Below are 14,800 nucleotides of genomic sequence, written 5' to 3' on the forward strand. Positions count from 1 at the left end.
CTCTCTCAGAGGCTGCTGGGGGCGCCGCCCAGGGGCGCGGTGGTCGTCGTGAGCATCTCGCCGGGGAAGTGGCAGGCGGCCTTGTGCCCCGGTGCGACCTCCCGGAGCGCCGGATGGGACGTGGCGCATGCGGCGCGCTGGGCACCGACCGGGCACCGCGGGCGGAGAGGGCACCCCTGAGCGGTTCCGTCGCCTTGGGCGGTGGCGGGGTCCTGGAAGACGGAGCGCCGTGCGTCCATCACATCGGGGTCCGGTACGGGCGCTGCCATGAGCAACGTCACGGTGTAGGGGTGCAGTGGTCGCGCGAAGAGTTCCTGCGCCGTCGCCAACTCGACGATCTCGCCGCGGTACATGACCGCGATCCGATGGCAGAGGTATTGCGCGACGGCGAGGTCGTGGACGATGAACAGGTACGTCAGGTTCAGTTCCCGCTGCAGCGAGGTGAGCAGGTTGAGGACTTGAGCCTGCACCGAGACGTCGAGCGCCGTGACCGGCTCGTCCAGGACGACCAGGTCGGGGTTCATCACCAGGGCGCGTGCGATGGCGATGCGCTGGCGCTGTCCGCCGGAGAAGGCATGCGCGTTGCGCTCCGCCTGTGCCGCCGAGAGGCCGACCCGCTCCAGCATCTGCACGGCCCGGTCCCTGCGGGTCGCCTCGTCGCGTTCACCGTGCACCAGGAGGGGTTCCTCGACGAGTTCCCGTACGGAGAAGCGGGGGTCGAGGGACCCGTAGGGGTCCTGGAAGACCATCTGCATACGGGCTCGCAGGCGCCTGAGCTCTCCGCGGGGCAGACCGCGCACGTCGATGCCGTCGAACCGGATCGAGCCGGCATCGGGCTCGACCAGGCGGAGCACGCAGGAGGCCGCGGTGGATTTCCCCGAGCCGGATTCCCCGACCAGCCCGACGGTTTCGCCGCGCACGATGTCGAACGAGACGTCGTGCAGCGCCTTCACCTCCGGCCGGCTGCGCGGCCGGAGGCCACCGCCCTTGGCCTTGTACGTCTTGGACAAGCCGCTTACCTCCAGCAGGGGCTGCTCGTCGGGCACCGCCGAAGTGGCTGTCTGCGTGGTCACTTGGTCTCCTCCGGCTCGTGGGCACCTGCGAAATGGCATTTGGCGAGCTGCCGGCCGCCGTGGGTGCCGACCTGGACGAGGTCGGGCTCGGTGCTTCGGCACAGGGAGTTGTCCTTGCCTCGCGGGCAGCGTGGTTCGAAGGCGCAGCCGTGCAGGGGCCGGGTGGGATCGGGCAGCGCACCCGGAATGGTGGAGAGCAGGCCCTGCTGCCTGCGGTCCGTCCGCAGCACGCACTGGAGCAACTGGCGTGAGTAGGGGTGTGCGGCCGAGCGGAACAGGTCCCTGCTGCGGCTCTCCTCGATCAACTGCCCGGCGTACATCACATTGACGCTGTCGCAGAAGCCGGCGACGATGCCGAGGTTGTGCGTGATCAGCATGAGTGCCGCGCCGCGGTCGGTGACCAGACGGTCGAGCAGCCCCAGGACCTGGGCCTGGGTCGTGACGTCGAGGGCGGTGGTGGGTTCGTCGGCGATGACGAGTTCCGGCGAGTTCGCCAGGGCCATGGCGATGAGCACGCGCTGGCGCATGCCGCCCGAGTACTGGTGCGGGTAGTCGGACAGCCGGTGTGCCGGGTCGACGACTCCGACCTCGCCGAGGAGATCCGCAGCCTGCCGGCCGGCGACCCGCCTGCTCACGGGCTGGTGCGCCCGAATGCTCTCGACGAGCTGGGCGCCGATCGTGCGGATGGGATCGAACGCGCTCATCGGATCCTGGAACACCAGGGAGATGCGGCGGCCGCGGATGCGGGACATCTCCTTGTCCGGCAGCCCTATCAGATTCCGGCCGTCGAGCAGGACCTCACCGCCGCTGATCCGCCCCGGCGGCTGGATGAGGCCCACGATGGACATGGCCATGGCGGACTTGCCGGAGCCCGATTCCCCCACGATGGCCAGGCGCTGACGCCGGCGCACGGAGAAACTGACGTCGCGGACGGCCGCGACCCGCCCGGTGGCGGTGACGAACTCGGTTTTCAGGCCCCGTACTTCCAGCAGCGTTCCCGTGTCGGTGGGCTCTCTTCCCGGGCTGGGCGTCGCCGATGTGTTCATGCCGGTCTCGGTCATGTCAGTTCACTCCCGCGCGGATACGAGGGTCGACGGCCACATAGACGACGTCGGCGACGAAGCTCACGCTCACGTAGAGCACGGCGCTGAGCAGGATGACGCCCTGAACCACGGAGAAGTCCTTCTGGAGGATGGCGTCGACGGTCAGGGAACCGACCCCCGGCCATCCGAAGACCTTTTCCACCAGCACGCTGCCGGTCATGAGTTCGGCGAACAGCATGGAGGTGGCCGCCACGAGCGACAGCAGGGAGTTCGGCACCGCGTGGCGCAGGAAGACCGACCGCCTCCTGACACCCCGGCTGCGCGCGACGGTGATGAACGGCTCGCGCAGGGTGTTGCGCAGTTGGGAACGGAACAGCCTGCTGAGGAAGGCGAAGGGGCCGACCGCGATCATGAGGGCGGGCAGGACCAGATGCCATGCGGCGTCCAGAAACGTCTGGAACTGCCCCGCCTTGAGCGCGTCGATGGTGTAGAAGCCGGTGAAGGCGGGCGGTGGCGTGGTCTGCGGCGAGAGACGTCCCTCGGGCCCCGGGAAGACGCCGAGCTTGACGGAGAGCAGCAGGATGGCGATCAGCGCCAGCCAGAACGGCGGCGATCCCATGGCCAGGGAGGACGATGTCCGCAGCGCCACGTCGGCTCCGCGCTTCCTGCTGTAGACCGCGACGGCGCCGAAGACGACGGCGAGGGCGAGGGCGGCGAAGACGCCCGCGATACCGAGTTCCATCGTTGCCGGCAGGCGTGTGCGGACGAGTGTGGTGACCGGTTGCCCGGTGCTGAAGGAGAATCCGAGGTCGCCCCGGGAGACCGAGGAGAGGTAGTTCCAGAATTGCAGGGGCAGGGAGTCGCCGAGCCCCATGGAGTTGCGCAGCTTTTCGATGGTGGCGGGGTCGGCGAGCTCTCCGCCGATCAGCCGGGCCGGGTCGCCCGGCAGCTTTCTCAGGAGGAGGAAGGAGAAGATCGAGGCTCCGAGCACGGTCGCGGCTGCCACGCCGGCCCGTTTCGCGATCACGTTGAGCATGGTGCGCCTCCGGTCAGTCCGCGGCGATGAACTCGCCGCGAGGATCCAGCAGTTCGCGGGCACGGTCGGCGACGATGGTGGTCAGGGTGACCGCGATCAGCAGCACGAGACCGGGGAAGGCGGCCATCCACCACTGGCCGGTGAGGAAGAACTGCTGACCATCGGTGATCATGGACCCGAGTTCGGCGGTGGGCGGCTGCGCGCCCATGCCCAGGAAGCCCAGAGCGGCCAGCGACAGCACGGCGGCACCGAACACGGCGGCCATCTGGAGCACGATGGTCGAGATCAGATGGGGCAGGATGTGGCGGAACAGGACCCGCTTCCTGGTCGCGCCGATGGCGTTGGTGGACTTGACGAAGTCCAGTGAGGAGATCCGGAGCACTTCGGCTCGCAGGGTGCGCATGTACCAGGGGAAGGAGTGTATGGCGAGGCCGATGACGATCGCTGTGACGCCCGGCTTGTACGCCATGACGACGGCCATGGCGAGCATGATCGCGGGGAAGCACAGGATGGAGTTCGTGAGCCAGGTCAGCGCGGTGTCGACGTATCCGCCCAGCGCTCCGGCGAGGAGCCCGGTGCTGCATCCCAGGACCGCCCCCGCGACCACCACGATCAGCCCCGCGCCCAGGGACGTCCGTGCGCCCGTGAGGACCCGCGCCATCATGTCCCGGCCGAGGTTGTCGGTGCCGAGGGGGTGGGCGAAGGAGGGCGGCATGAGCTGTTCGGCCAGGTCGACGGTGTTGGAGTCGTGCGGCCACAGCCACGGTCCGACGAGCAGGACGATCGCCAGGATCGCCAGCCCGGACAGGGCCGAGACCAGTACCGGGTCACCGTTCGTCAACCGCCGGCGTGACGGGGCGGGTGGTGCCGCCGTCGCTGTGTCAACTGTCGCTGCCACTGGGGCCTCCCGTGATCGTGGACAGGATGCGGCGCAGGAACGCCGCGCTGGCGTCGAGATCGGCGCGTCGTGCGGCGGCGCCGGGGTCGTCGGTGAGCTCTTCGAGGGTGGGCGTCTCCCCCCGTCCGGCACGCGTCTCGCACCTCCACGCGCCGTGGACGAGCGTGGCCAACTCGCGTGCGTGGACGTGTGGTTCGGCGTCGAACCAGCTTCGGTCGAAGATGCTCGTGTCGAACTGGCCCATGTGTTGTTCCAGCGTCAGGCGGTCGGCCGGCGCCTCCTCCACAAGCGTGGTGAGGATGCTGCGCCAGTCCAGGATTCCGGCCCCGCACGGCCGTAGCTTTCGCCTGAGGCCTCCCTCGACGAAGTAGAGGGCCACGTCCTCGAGGTGGGTCTGGTGGATGTGGGGTGCCAGCCGCTTGGCGGCCTGGGCCGGGTCCTCGCCGCGGACCACGAGATTGGCCACGTCCAGGCTCACCCCGACGGCGTCCGGTCCACAGGTCTCGACCAGGCGCAGCACTTCCTGCGAGGAAAGGTCCTCGTGGGTCTTCAGGTTCAGGCGCAGCCCCTCACCGCGCAGCAGCGGCACCAGGGCTTCCATCGTCTGCCGGACGTTGTCGAGTTGTTCACGGTGTGCGACCTCTCCGTGCGTGCGAACGGTTCTGGTGTAGGCGAAGAACTGCCGGCAGCCGACCGTCCGGGCGGCCTCGATCATGGCGGTCAGCTCCGCCAGCAGTGCGCCGGAGTCACGGGAGGGGCCGAGGCAGCCGATACCCGTTTCGACATAGAGGCCCCGTTCCGAGGCCTGCTCGGCGGTGGCCCTGAGGGCAGCCCCGTCGAGTTCCGGACTGATCGCCCGAGGAGTGGCGAACAGGACTCCGTCCAGGCCCCGGGCGTGGACGAAAGCCAGGGCGTCCTCAGGGGATCCGTCATCGAAGCCCTGGGGCCGGCCGCACATGGTCCCGATCCTCAGTCGGCGGTCGCCGGCGGCTGAGGGCACCGTCCGGGTGCCAACTGCTCGGATGGAACGGGCCGTTACCTGCGACGTCGTGGTCGTCATGCGTTATGATTATCAGTCGTCTGATGTTTGGGGAAGGGGTTGTGCAAGAGGTGTCGGACCGGGATGCCGTACCGGCGCGGCCGGCATCGGGCAGTGGCTACCCTCTGCCCAGGACGACGTAGGTGCTTCTCCGATCTTGAAAGCACATGGGGCGGAGCCGACAGGGCGGATGTTATGAACATGCTGAAGGTCAATCGGGTGTCGGCGGTCGACGCGGTGATCGACGAGATCAGGAGACAGATCCACGAAGGGGAGTGGGTACCGGGGGACCGGCTTCCGTCGGAAGCCGAACTGACCAAGACACTCGGGATCAGTCGCGCTTCACTGCGGGAGGCCACGCGGGCCCTGGTGCACTCGGGACTGCTGGCAGTGCGGCAGGGCGACGGTACCTACGTCGTCGCCGTCGACGAGGCTGCCGTCACGCTCAGCCGCAAGATCATGAACAGCAAGACCAGCGAGGTGCTCGAGGTTCGCCGCGGACTCGACGCCTCCGCGGTGCCACTCGCGGCCGTGCGCCGCACCGAAGCCGATCTGACGGCCCTGCGCGAAGCCCTCGACGACCGTCAGCGAAGCGCGGAAGCCGGTGATCTCGACTCCTTCATCGAGGCGGACCTCCGGTTCCACATGGCGGTGGCCCAGGCCTCTCACAACGAGCTGCTGATCGACCTCTACGCGAGTCTCAACGTGCCCTTCCGCAAGTCGCTGGGGGGCGCGATGGGCCAGGGCACCAAGGAGCACGAAGCCCTGTACCGAGCCATCGAACGACGTGACACCGAAGGCGCGACGGAGCTGGCCCTCGCCATCGTCGCGCGCATGGAGCCGCCTGAGCACCCGTGACGTGAGGACCCCGGCGGGGGAAGCGGCCGGTGCGTTCGCCCGCAACCGAAGTGACGAGGGAGTACAGCGTGAGCGAATCCACCTGCGTCCGAGCCGTTCGCCCCTGGGGCGGTGCCCTCTCGGACGTTCTCATCGAGGACGGCGTCATCCGCGAGGTCGTCCCGCACACACCCGGCTCGGCCGGACCCGGCCACGGACAAGTCATAGCCGGTCACGGTCATCTGGCACTGCCGGCCTTCGCGGATGTTCACGCTCACCTCGACTCCACACGCCTGGGTCTCCCGTTCCGGCCCCATACGGCACGGGACGGTCTTCTCGGGCTCATCGACAACGACCTCGAGAACTGGAGGGATGCCGAAGAGAGCGTCAGCGAGCGTGCGACCCGCACGCTCGGCATGACGATCGCGTCCGGTGCCACGGTCGTTCGCAGCCACGCTCAGATCGACGTCTCCTCGGGCCTCGACCGGCTGGAGGGGGTCCTGGCGGCCAGGGAGGCCCACGCCGACCGAGCCGAGGTGCAGGTTGTCGCCTTTCCTCAGGCGGGCATCGTCCGTGCCCCTGGCACGGTCGACCTGCTGAGAGCCGCGATGTCCAGTGGCGCCGACCTCATCGGCGGTATAGACCCGTGTGCCCTCGACCGGGACCCGGCACAGCATGTGGACATCGTGTTCGACATCGCGCACAGACACGGGGTCGGCATCGACATCCACCTCCACGAGCCCGGAGAACTGGGCTGTTTCACCATGGAACTCATCTGCGACAGAGTGCGCAGTCTCGGTATGCAGGGCAGAGTGACCATCTCGCACGCCTTCGCGCTGGCGACCGCTCCGCCCCCTCGAATCCAGGCAGTGATCGAACAGCTCGCACACCTCGACATCGCCCTGACGACCATCGCCCCGAGCGGACAGCGCGTCCTGCCCGCGGACCAACTGGCCGCGTCGGGGATCCGACTCGGTCTGGGCCAGGACGGCATGCGGGACTACTGGTCTCCCTTCGGTGACGGCGACATGCTGGGCAGGACGTGGCAGTTGGCGTTCACCCAGCAACTCCGCCACGACCGCCTGATCGAACGGTGCCTGGCGATCGCGACCGTCGGAGGGCGTGCTGTCGTCGGCACCGGTGAACCCGCCGCCGCTTCGTGGACCGACACCGCGGACACCTGCCCGGGTCTGCGGCGAGGCGATCGCGCGGATCTTCTGCTGCTGCCCGGCGAGACAGTGACGTCAGCGATCATGGACCGGCCGAAACGGCGGACAGTGCTGCGAGCCGGCAGAGTGGTCGCCGTCGACGGATCACTTTCGCCCGAAGCTCTCCGGAAAGCCGTCTCGTGACACGACTGACGCACCGCGGAGGGAAGGTCGAAGAGCAAGCCCGGCCGTCCCTCAGCGCATGCGCCCCAGCGCCTCCCGCACCCGCCGCGCGTCCCGGATCCGCTGCTCGTACGTCGCGCCCAGCGCGAGCAGGAGCAGCCCGGCGAGCGCGGGAGGCAGCCAGCGGGGGAGCGCGTCCGTCAGCTGCACCAGGTAGGGGGCGAGTTCGTGCAGCGCGTCCAGCACGAGCACGCTCCCGCCGAGGACGAGCGGTGCCTGGAGGCGATGGCGGGCACCCAGCAGGGTGACGACGAGGGCCGCCGTGCCGAGCAGCAGGGGGCGCGGCCAGTCCGCGTCGGCCCACGCCGCGAGCAGGCTCGGCACGAGCGTCACCGACAGCCCGGGACCGTACGTCGTCCACGACGAGGCCTTGGGGTCCCGGTGGCGCCGGACGAAGCCCACGACCAGCGCCGGGACGGTCACCGGCAGGGTGTACGCCTCCGGGGCGCCCACCGCCATCGACGCGAGCCGCACCCAGGTGGCCAGCACGAACAACACGGCGGCCGCGTACCCGGCCTGACGGCGGTCCCCGCGCACGGCGGTGCCCGCGGCGATCACCCCGCACAGGGCCAGCACCAGGGACAGCACGGGTGCGTCGGTGACGGCCAGCCCGACGGCCAGGAGCCCCGCGGCGGCGCCCGTCGCCTCGACCGGAACCGCGGTCCGCGGGACCCGCGCCGCCAGCAGAGCCGCCGTGGCCGGGACGACCAGGAGCAGCACCGCCGTGTGCGCGGCAGTCAGGCCTGCCGCGGCACCCACCGCACACGCCAGACCCGCCGCACCGGCAAGGGACGCGCTCGCGCAGACAGCGGTCAGACGCGGGTGTGCGGCGGCCACCACGAAGAGCGCCGTCAGTGTGGCGAGCACGACCAGGGTCGCGCCCTCGGAAGCGAGCGAGAGGAGCGTGAGGCCGCCCGCGGTGAACAGGGAGAGGAGGACGGCGGTGCGGGACGTCGGCGTCCGACGGGCGAAAGCCGCCATGGCCAGCGCCGCCACGACCGTCAGACCCTGAGTGAACAGCCCGGCCACGTACGGGAGGTGCAGTGCGACCGGGAGGACGAGCGCGGTCGCCCAGACCAGGACCACGACCCCGGCCGCGGCCGGGTCGCGCCGGGCCGAGATGGCGCGGGCCGCCCCGGCCAGCACCACCGCGACGACCGCGAGCACCAGCGGCGCGGCCGCCGCGTCCGCCGGCCACGGTGTCCAGACCGTCACCGCGGCGCGCAGGTCCGACGGCGCCCCGGACCAGACCCGTACCGTCCATCCGACCGGACCCAGCAGCGCCACGAGGACCAGGGGCAGCGCCCACACCACCGCAAGGGTCTGGACGCAGGCCGACGCCCGGGCGACACCGCGCCGCACCGGTTCCGGGAACGGGGCGCGCACGACCGACAGGAGCCCGACCCCGCAGGCCAGATGGACGGGCACCGTCCACACACCGGGCAACGACGCGCGAGGGACGCCGCCGAGCGCCGCGACCAGGAGCAGCCCGCCGGTCACCGCGGCGCCGGTGGCAAGGCCCTGCCGCGGGGCGCGCCACGCGGCGTACAACGCGATCGCCGCCGCAAGGGCGAGGAGCGCCGCCGCACGGGCGGCGGCGCCCGGTCCGGAGGCCTCCCAGGAGAGCACGCCGGCCGCCGCCACGCCCCAGCCGCCCGTCCCGTACGCGCCGACGGCGGCGGCGACGCGCAGGGACCTCGCGGACGTCCGGAGCGCGACGACCGTGTCGAACGCGGCCGTCACCAGCAGGGCGGCCGTGATCGCGGACGGGCCCGCGCCGGCCGCCACCGCCCACAGCAGCAGGGGGAACTGGGCGGCGGCCAGCGCGGCGGGCAAGGGTATGCGCAGGGACCCGAGCGCCTTGCCGTACCCCCACCACAGCCCGGCCAGGAACACCGCCGCGACGGCGGCGTATCCCGTGCCGTCGGCGTCCGTCAGCGCGACCTCGTGCACCGCGTACGCGTCGAGCACCGTCAGCGCCAGACCGAGGCCTGCCAGCGTCTCCGCCGTCGAGCGCAGCCCGCGCCTCAGCAGGGGCACGGGAGCGCCGAGCGCCGCCACCGTCACCGTGGCGAGCACCAGAGACCGCCCGGCGATCCCCAGGTGCCCCCAGCTGACCAGGGTGAACGCGAGTGCGGCGACGGTCAGCAGGACGCCGCCGAGGACGAGGAGCACGTTCTGCACGCGGGGCGCGGTGGTCTCGGGCCGCCCCGGCACCGGCGGAGGGGGCGGGCAGGTCTGCTGGAGGAGACCGATCAGGTGGGCCCGACGGGCCAGCAACTGGGCCCGGCGGGCGTCGAGTTGCCACAACTCCGCGTCGAGGATCCGCAACTCCTCGGCCGGTGGCGGTAGGTGGGTCATGCCCTGGAGTGTGGCGCGTCCCACGCCGCGCGGCATGAGCGCGCCTACTCAGACCCGTACTCAGACAACCGCCGCCAGGCTGCGGCTTCGTCACGCCGTGTCCTTTGCGCTTCCCCGTGCTCGTGCCGGGCCAGGTGATCAACGAGACTGTGCTGCGCACCATGGGAGCTACTGTGCTGCGCACCATGGGAGCTACTGTGCTGCGCACCATGGGAGCTACTGTGCTGCGCACCATGGGAGCTCTCGACACTCGCGAGATACCCGGATACCGGCCCGACACCGGTTACCGGGTCTTCACCGAGTCCGCTGTGAAGGAGATGACGGCATGACGGGCAGCCAGGTGCTGCGGGCGCACGACCGGCCGGCGACGCGCTGGAAGAACGGCGGCGGCCTGACCCGGGAGGTCGCCGCCGACGCCTCCGGGGCGGGTCTGGAGGACTTCGTCTGGCGTGTGAGTCTCGCCGACGTCGCCCGTGGCGGCCCGTTCTCCTCCTTCGCGGGCGTGGACCGGATCATCACCGTCGTGGACGGGGCCGGGATGGAGCTGACCGTCGACGGTGTCCCGCACACCGTCGCCGACTGCTACGAGCCCTTTTCCTTTCCCGGTGACGCGGTCACGGGCTGCCGGCTGCTCTCCGGCCCGGTCGTCGCCCTCAACGTGATGACGCGGCGCGCCCGCGCGACGGCGCACGTCCGAGTGGCGCGTGAGGGGTTCTCCGTCGTCCCGAGGACCGGGGTCCTGGTTCTCGTGATCGCCTTGGCGGGGACGGTGGCCGTCGAGGAGTCCCACGCCGGCCTCGGCCGGTTCGACGCGGTCCTGTTCTCGGACCGCGACGCGGGTGCCCTTCGTGTCGACGGGGCGGCGGCGGTCATCACCGTCACCACCACGTCCGGCTCGCCCCGGACCTGACCGAGCCCTTCCCCGACCGTGCCGTCGCCGCGGGCGCGGGTGGCTTCTCAGTGTCTTCTCAGCGGGCGTCACCGAGGCTGGAGGAGTCCCGGGGACGGTGGTCCTTTTCGCACAGAGGAAGCGAGTCCTTCTCGCATCGAACGCGCATCGAAGAGGAGGCGTCCATGGTTTTCCGCACCGCAGCCCCACCCGTCACTCCCCGCCGGGGCCCCACGGCCCCGGGAACCGGGGGCACCGGTGACAGGCTGCACCGCTTCTTCGACGACGCCTGCGACCGTACTCCGACGGCCCCGGCCCTCGAATGCGGACCGCGGCCGGTGACCTACGCCGATCTCGACGCGGCGGCCAATCGCGTCGCCCGGTATCTGCACGGTGCCGGCATCGGTCCGGGCAGCCGCGCGGCCCTGCTGCTCCCCAGGTCCGTGGACATGTACGCGTGCCTTCTGGGCGTGTGCAAGGCGGGCGCGGCGTTCGTGCCGATCGACCCGGCCGCGCCGCCCGACCGGGTCGCCTTCATCCTGGGCGACGCGGGCGCGTCCGCCGTGCTGACCACGTCGGCGCTCGCGTCCGGTGCCGTCTGGGCGCAGGGGCGCCAAACGTGCCCGGTGATCGAGGTCGACACGTGTGCCGGGGAACTCGCCGCCCTGCCGCCCGAGCGGCCTTGCGCCGTGGCGGACGCGGACGACCCGCTGGCGTACGTGATGTACACCTCGGGGTCAAGCGGCAGGCCGAAGGGCGTGGAGATCGCGCAGTCGAGCATCTGCAACTTCCTGCGCGTCGTGTCACCCGTCTACGGCATACGGTCGCACGATCGCGTGTACCAGGGCATGACCCTCTCGTTCGACTTCTCGATCGAGGAGATCTGGCCCACCTGGGCGGCCGGCGCCACGCTCGTCGCCGGACCCGGCGGCGCCGGGCAGCTGGGCGACGACCTCGCCGAGTTCCTCGAGGAGCACCGGGTCACCGCTCTGTACTGCGTCCCCACGCTGCTGGCGACGATCTCCCGTGACCTCCCGCGGCTCCGCGAGATCGTCGTCGGCGGCGAGGTGTGCCCCGCCCCGCTCGTCGAGCGGTGGAGCAGGCCGGGACGGCGGATCCTCAACACCTACGGGCCGACCGAGGCAACCGTCACCGCCACCTGGCAGGAACTCAGGCCGGGGCGTGCGGTGACCATCGGCCGCCCGCTGCCGACCTGCTCGGCCGTCCTCCTGGACGAGCGGCTGCGCCCCGTGCCGCACGGCGCCGTCGGCGAGATCTGCCTGGGCGGTCCAGGCCTCGCACGCGGCTACGCGGGACGGCCCGACCTGACCGCCGAGCGCTTCGTCCAGCACCCCTCGGCGCCCGGCTCGGGCCGCCTGTACCGCACCGGAGACCTCGGCAGGATCACCGACGACGGGGAGATCGAGTACCTCGGCCGGGCCGACGCCGAGGTGAAGATCCGCGGCTACCGGGTGTCCCTGGAGGAGATCGACAACGTGCTGCTGGAGGACCCCGGCGTGGCCCAGGCGGCCACCACCCCCGTGTCGCCGCGCGACGGACACGACGGTGACCGCGTGCTCGCCGCCTATGTCGTGCCCGCCGGGGACGGCACGGTCCCCGGCGACGACCTCACCGCCCGGCTGAACCGGCGCCTGCGCCGGTCGCTGCCCGCCTACATGGTGCCCGCGACGCTGGACTTCCTCGACCGGCTGCCGGTCATGCCCAGCGGCAAGACGGACCGCACGAGACTGCCCGCACCCACCGGCCGCCGGCTCGCCGGCACCGGCCCCGTGGCACCGGTCCGCGACCCGCTGGAGGCCAGGGTGCGCGACGCCTGGGCCCGGACGCTCGGCATGCCACCCGGCGAACTCTCCGCGGATGCCGACTTCTTCACCGACCTCGGCGGCCACTCGCTGCTCGCCGCCCGAGCGGTGTCGCTGCTGCGCGACCCGGGCGGCGGACCCGGCCCCACCCTGCGCGACCTGTACGAGAACCCGACCGTGACCGGCTTCGCGGCCCGGCTGCGCGCCACCGCCGACGCCTCCCGCGGCGTGCGGCGACCGCCCCGCCCCGCCCCCCTGCGGCACGGCCGCGCCCGCGTCGCGCGGGCCGGTCTCGCCCAGGCCGCGGCCTTCTACGCGCTGCTCCTCCTGCTCACCGGACCGGTGGCCGCGTCCTTCGTGCTGGACCACGGACAGGTGGCCGGCGGCGAGGCCACGGGACCGGCCCTCGCGGTGCTGGCCGGCTGGTTCGCCGTACGCTGGCTGGTCCCCGTCCTCCTCGCGCGGCCCCTGGCGGCGGGCATCCGGCCCGGCCGGTACCCCCTCTGGGGGGCGACCTACCTGAGACTGTGGCTGCTGGACGTGCTGCTGCTGGGGATCAGCCCACTGCGGATGCTCAGCGGATCCCCGCTCATGGGCCCGTACCTGCGGCTCCTCGGTGCCCGCGTCGGCCCCGGCACCGCCATCGCCACCGGCTTCGTCGGCCTGCCCACGCTGCTGCGCGTCGACCGGGACGCCACCATCGGCTACGGCGCCACGCTGCGCCCCTGGCAGGTCGCCGACGGATGGGTCACCGTCGCCCCGATCACCGTCGGCGAGAGGGCGTACGTCGGTGCCAACGCGGTCCTCGAACCGGGCGCCCGCCTGGGCCCCGGATCCGCGCTCGGCGAGCAGTCCGTGGCCGGCCCGGGCGAGGCCGTCCCGGCCGGGGCGCGCCGCGCCGGATCGCCGGCCCGCCCGGTCGAAGCACTCGCCCCGCTCGTCGAGACGATGCTGCGCGACCGTACCGAGGCGGACCGCTGGCGGCCCCGGCACCTGGCCGCCGTCGTGCTCGGTCTGGTCCTGCTGGAGTCCATCGTGGTCGTCACGGCCCTGCCGAGTGCCGCCCTGCTCTGGTGGGCCTGGTCGCACGGCGGCGCACCTGCCGGTCTCGCGGCGGCCGCGCTGTCCGGCCCGGTCCTCGTGGTCACGGTGTGCCTGGTCGTCGCCGCCGGGAAGCGGGCGGTCCTGCCGAGGACCCCCACCGGAATCCATCCCGCGCGCTCGGCGCTGGGCGTGCGCAAGTGGATCGCCGACAAGCTGCTGGAGCAGAGCCTCACCCTCACCAACTCCCTCTACGCCACGCTCTACACCGTCCCCTGGCTGCGGCTGCTCGGCGCCCGTGTCGGCCGGCGCGCCGAGGTCTCCACCGCGGCGCACCTCGACCCCGACCTGCTCACCCTCGGCGACGGCAGCTTCGTCGCCGACATGGCCGGCGTCGGCGTCGCCGCGTTCGCGGCCGGGCGCATGGCCGTCGAGCCCACCGACATCGGCGAACGCGCCTTCGTGGGCAACGCGGCGCTGGTCCCGGCCGGCACGCGGCTCGGCCCGGGCTCGCTCGTCGGTGTGGGCACGGTGCCGCCCCCGGCGCGCGTGCCCGCCGGCAGCACCTGGCTGGGCTCACCGGCCCTGCGGCTGCCGGTGCGCCAGGACAGCGGGTCCTATCCGGAGGAGAAGACGTTCCGGCCCACCCGCGGGGCCGTGCTCGGCCGCCTGGCCATCGAGTTCTTCCGCACCACCCTGCCCATGTCGGTGCTCACGGCCGCGGCGTTCCTGTACCTGCTCGCCCTGTCGGACACCGCCCGCCGCGCCGGGCCGTGGGTGCCGCTGCTCGTGTCGCCGCTGTTCGGCGCCTGCGCGGTGCTGGCCGTCATCGGGTGCTGCGTGCTGGCCAAGTGGGCCGTCGCCGGACGGTACCGGCCCCGGGTGGAGCCCCTGTGGAGCCTGTTCGTGCGCCGCACGGAATTCGTCACCGGCCTCTTCGAGGCGGCGGCGGTACCCGCGGGCGTGGGCGCCCTGGTGGGGACGCCCTTCCTGCCGCCGGTGCTGCGCGGGCTCGGTGCCCGCATCGGACGGCGCACCTGGATCGGCACCACGTACCTCACCGAGTTCGACCTCGTCGAGGTGGGCGACGACGCCTCGATCGGCATGCACGTGTCCCTGCAGACCCACCTGTTCGAGGACCGTGTGATGAAGATGTCGACGGTGACCGTCGGACCCGCCGCGAGCGTCGGTACCCGGACCGTCGTGCTCTACGACACGCAGGTGGGCGCCGGTGTCCGGCTCGGGGCGCTGTCCCTGGTGATGAAGGGCGAGCGTCTGACGCCGGGAACGAGCTGGCACGGACTCCCCGCCGAAGGAGACGGCGGAGCGACGGCCCCCGCCGAGCCGGCGACGTACCCACCGTGAGGCC

10 protein-coding genes and 2 pseudogenes are annotated in these 14,800 nt (G+C 72.0%); 6 read left to right on the forward strand and 6 right to left on the reverse strand.

Annotated features, from left to right (window positions below; all coding sequences use genetic code 11):
• Window positions 1-5: 5 nt before the first annotated feature.
• The 5 genes from ACIHCX_RS36575 to ACIHCX_RS36595 are packed head-to-tail and all read right to left on the reverse strand — an operon-like array spanning window position 6 to window position 5,008.
• Window positions 6-1,073 carry an ABC transporter ATP-binding protein gene (locus ACIHCX_RS36575; protein WP_400037426.1) on the reverse strand — a complete coding sequence of 356 codons (1,068 nt, stop codon included), beginning with the start codon at window positions 1,071-1,073 and terminating at the stop codon, window positions 6-8.
• Window positions 1,070-2,134, reverse strand: a complete 1,065-nt coding sequence (locus ACIHCX_RS36580; protein ID WP_400037428.1) for an ABC transporter ATP-binding protein — start codon at window positions 2,132-2,134, stop codon at window positions 1,070-1,072. The genes ACIHCX_RS36575 and ACIHCX_RS36580 overlap by 4 nt, the downstream gene beginning before the upstream one ends.
• 1 nt (window position 2,135) lies before the next feature.
• Window positions 2,136-3,152, reverse strand: a complete 1,017-nt coding sequence (locus ACIHCX_RS36585; RefSeq protein ID WP_400037430.1) for an ABC transporter permease — start codon at window positions 3,150-3,152, stop codon at window positions 2,136-2,138.
• Between the two features lie 13 nt (window positions 3,153-3,165).
• Complete coding sequence (locus tag ACIHCX_RS36590) at window positions 3,166-4,050, reverse strand: ABC transporter permease (RefSeq protein ID WP_400037432.1); 885 nt, start codon at window positions 4,048-4,050, stop codon at window positions 3,166-3,168.
• Window positions 4,034-5,008 (reverse strand): sugar phosphate isomerase/epimerase family protein, encoded by a 975-nt coding sequence (locus ACIHCX_RS36595; RefSeq protein WP_400037434.1) that lies wholly within the window; start codon window positions 5,006-5,008, stop codon window positions 4,034-4,036. The genes ACIHCX_RS36590 and ACIHCX_RS36595 overlap by 17 nt, the downstream gene beginning before the upstream one ends.
• A 300-nt stretch (window positions 5,009-5,308) precedes the next feature.
• Here ACIHCX_RS36595 and ACIHCX_RS36600 point away from each other — a divergent pair, with 300 nt between their 5' ends.
• The gene (locus tag ACIHCX_RS36600; RefSeq protein ID WP_400037436.1) at window positions 5,309-5,947 is read left to right on the forward strand and encodes a FadR/GntR family transcriptional regulator; all 639 of its coding nucleotides are present in this window, start codon (window positions 5,309-5,311) and stop codon (window positions 5,945-5,947) included.
• 68 nt (window positions 5,948-6,015) lie between these two features.
• Window positions 6,016-7,278, forward strand: a complete 1,263-nt coding sequence (locus ACIHCX_RS36605; protein ID WP_400037438.1) for an amidohydrolase — start codon at window positions 6,016-6,018, stop codon at window positions 7,276-7,278.
• A gap of 51 nt (window positions 7,279-7,329) precedes the next feature.
• Here the strand turns inward: ACIHCX_RS36605 and ACIHCX_RS36610 are convergent, their stop codons facing one another.
• Window positions 7,330-9,678 carry an SCO7613 C-terminal domain-containing membrane protein gene (locus ACIHCX_RS36610; protein WP_400037441.1) on the reverse strand — a complete coding sequence of 783 codons (2,349 nt, stop codon included), beginning with the start codon at window positions 9,676-9,678 and terminating at the stop codon, window positions 7,330-7,332.
• Window positions 9,679-9,782: 104 nt separating this feature from the next.
• On the opposite strand from ACIHCX_RS36610, the gene ACIHCX_RS36615 reads away from it, so the two are divergent.
• The 4 genes and pseudogenes from ACIHCX_RS36615 to ACIHCX_RS36630 form a co-directional block, all read left to right on the forward strand.
• Window positions 9,783-10,007: a hypothetical protein gene (locus tag ACIHCX_RS36615; protein WP_400037443.1), complete on the forward strand. Its 225-nt coding sequence runs from the start codon at window positions 9,783-9,785 to the stop codon at window positions 10,005-10,007.
• The gene (locus ACIHCX_RS36620) at window positions 10,004-10,588 is read left to right on the forward strand and encodes a HutD family protein (protein ID WP_400037445.1); all 585 of its coding nucleotides are present in this window, start codon (window positions 10,004-10,006) and stop codon (window positions 10,586-10,588) included. Before ACIHCX_RS36615 ends, ACIHCX_RS36620 begins: the two co-directional genes overlap by 4 nt.
• 164 nt (window positions 10,589-10,752) lie before the next feature.
• Window positions 10,753-12,531: pseudogene (locus ACIHCX_RS36625) on the forward strand (amino acid adenylation domain-containing protein); the annotation flags it as partial.
• A 324-nt stretch (window positions 12,532-12,855) separates the two neighbouring features.
• Window positions 12,856-14,796: pseudogene (locus ACIHCX_RS36630) on the forward strand (Pls/PosA family non-ribosomal peptide synthetase); the annotation flags it as partial.
• Window positions 14,797-14,800 lie beyond the last annotated feature (4 nt).

This window comes from Streptomyces sp. NPDC052043 (genome assembly GCF_044548235.1).
Classification (GTDB): Bacteria; Actinomycetota; Actinomycetes; order Streptomycetales; family Streptomycetaceae; genus Streptomyces.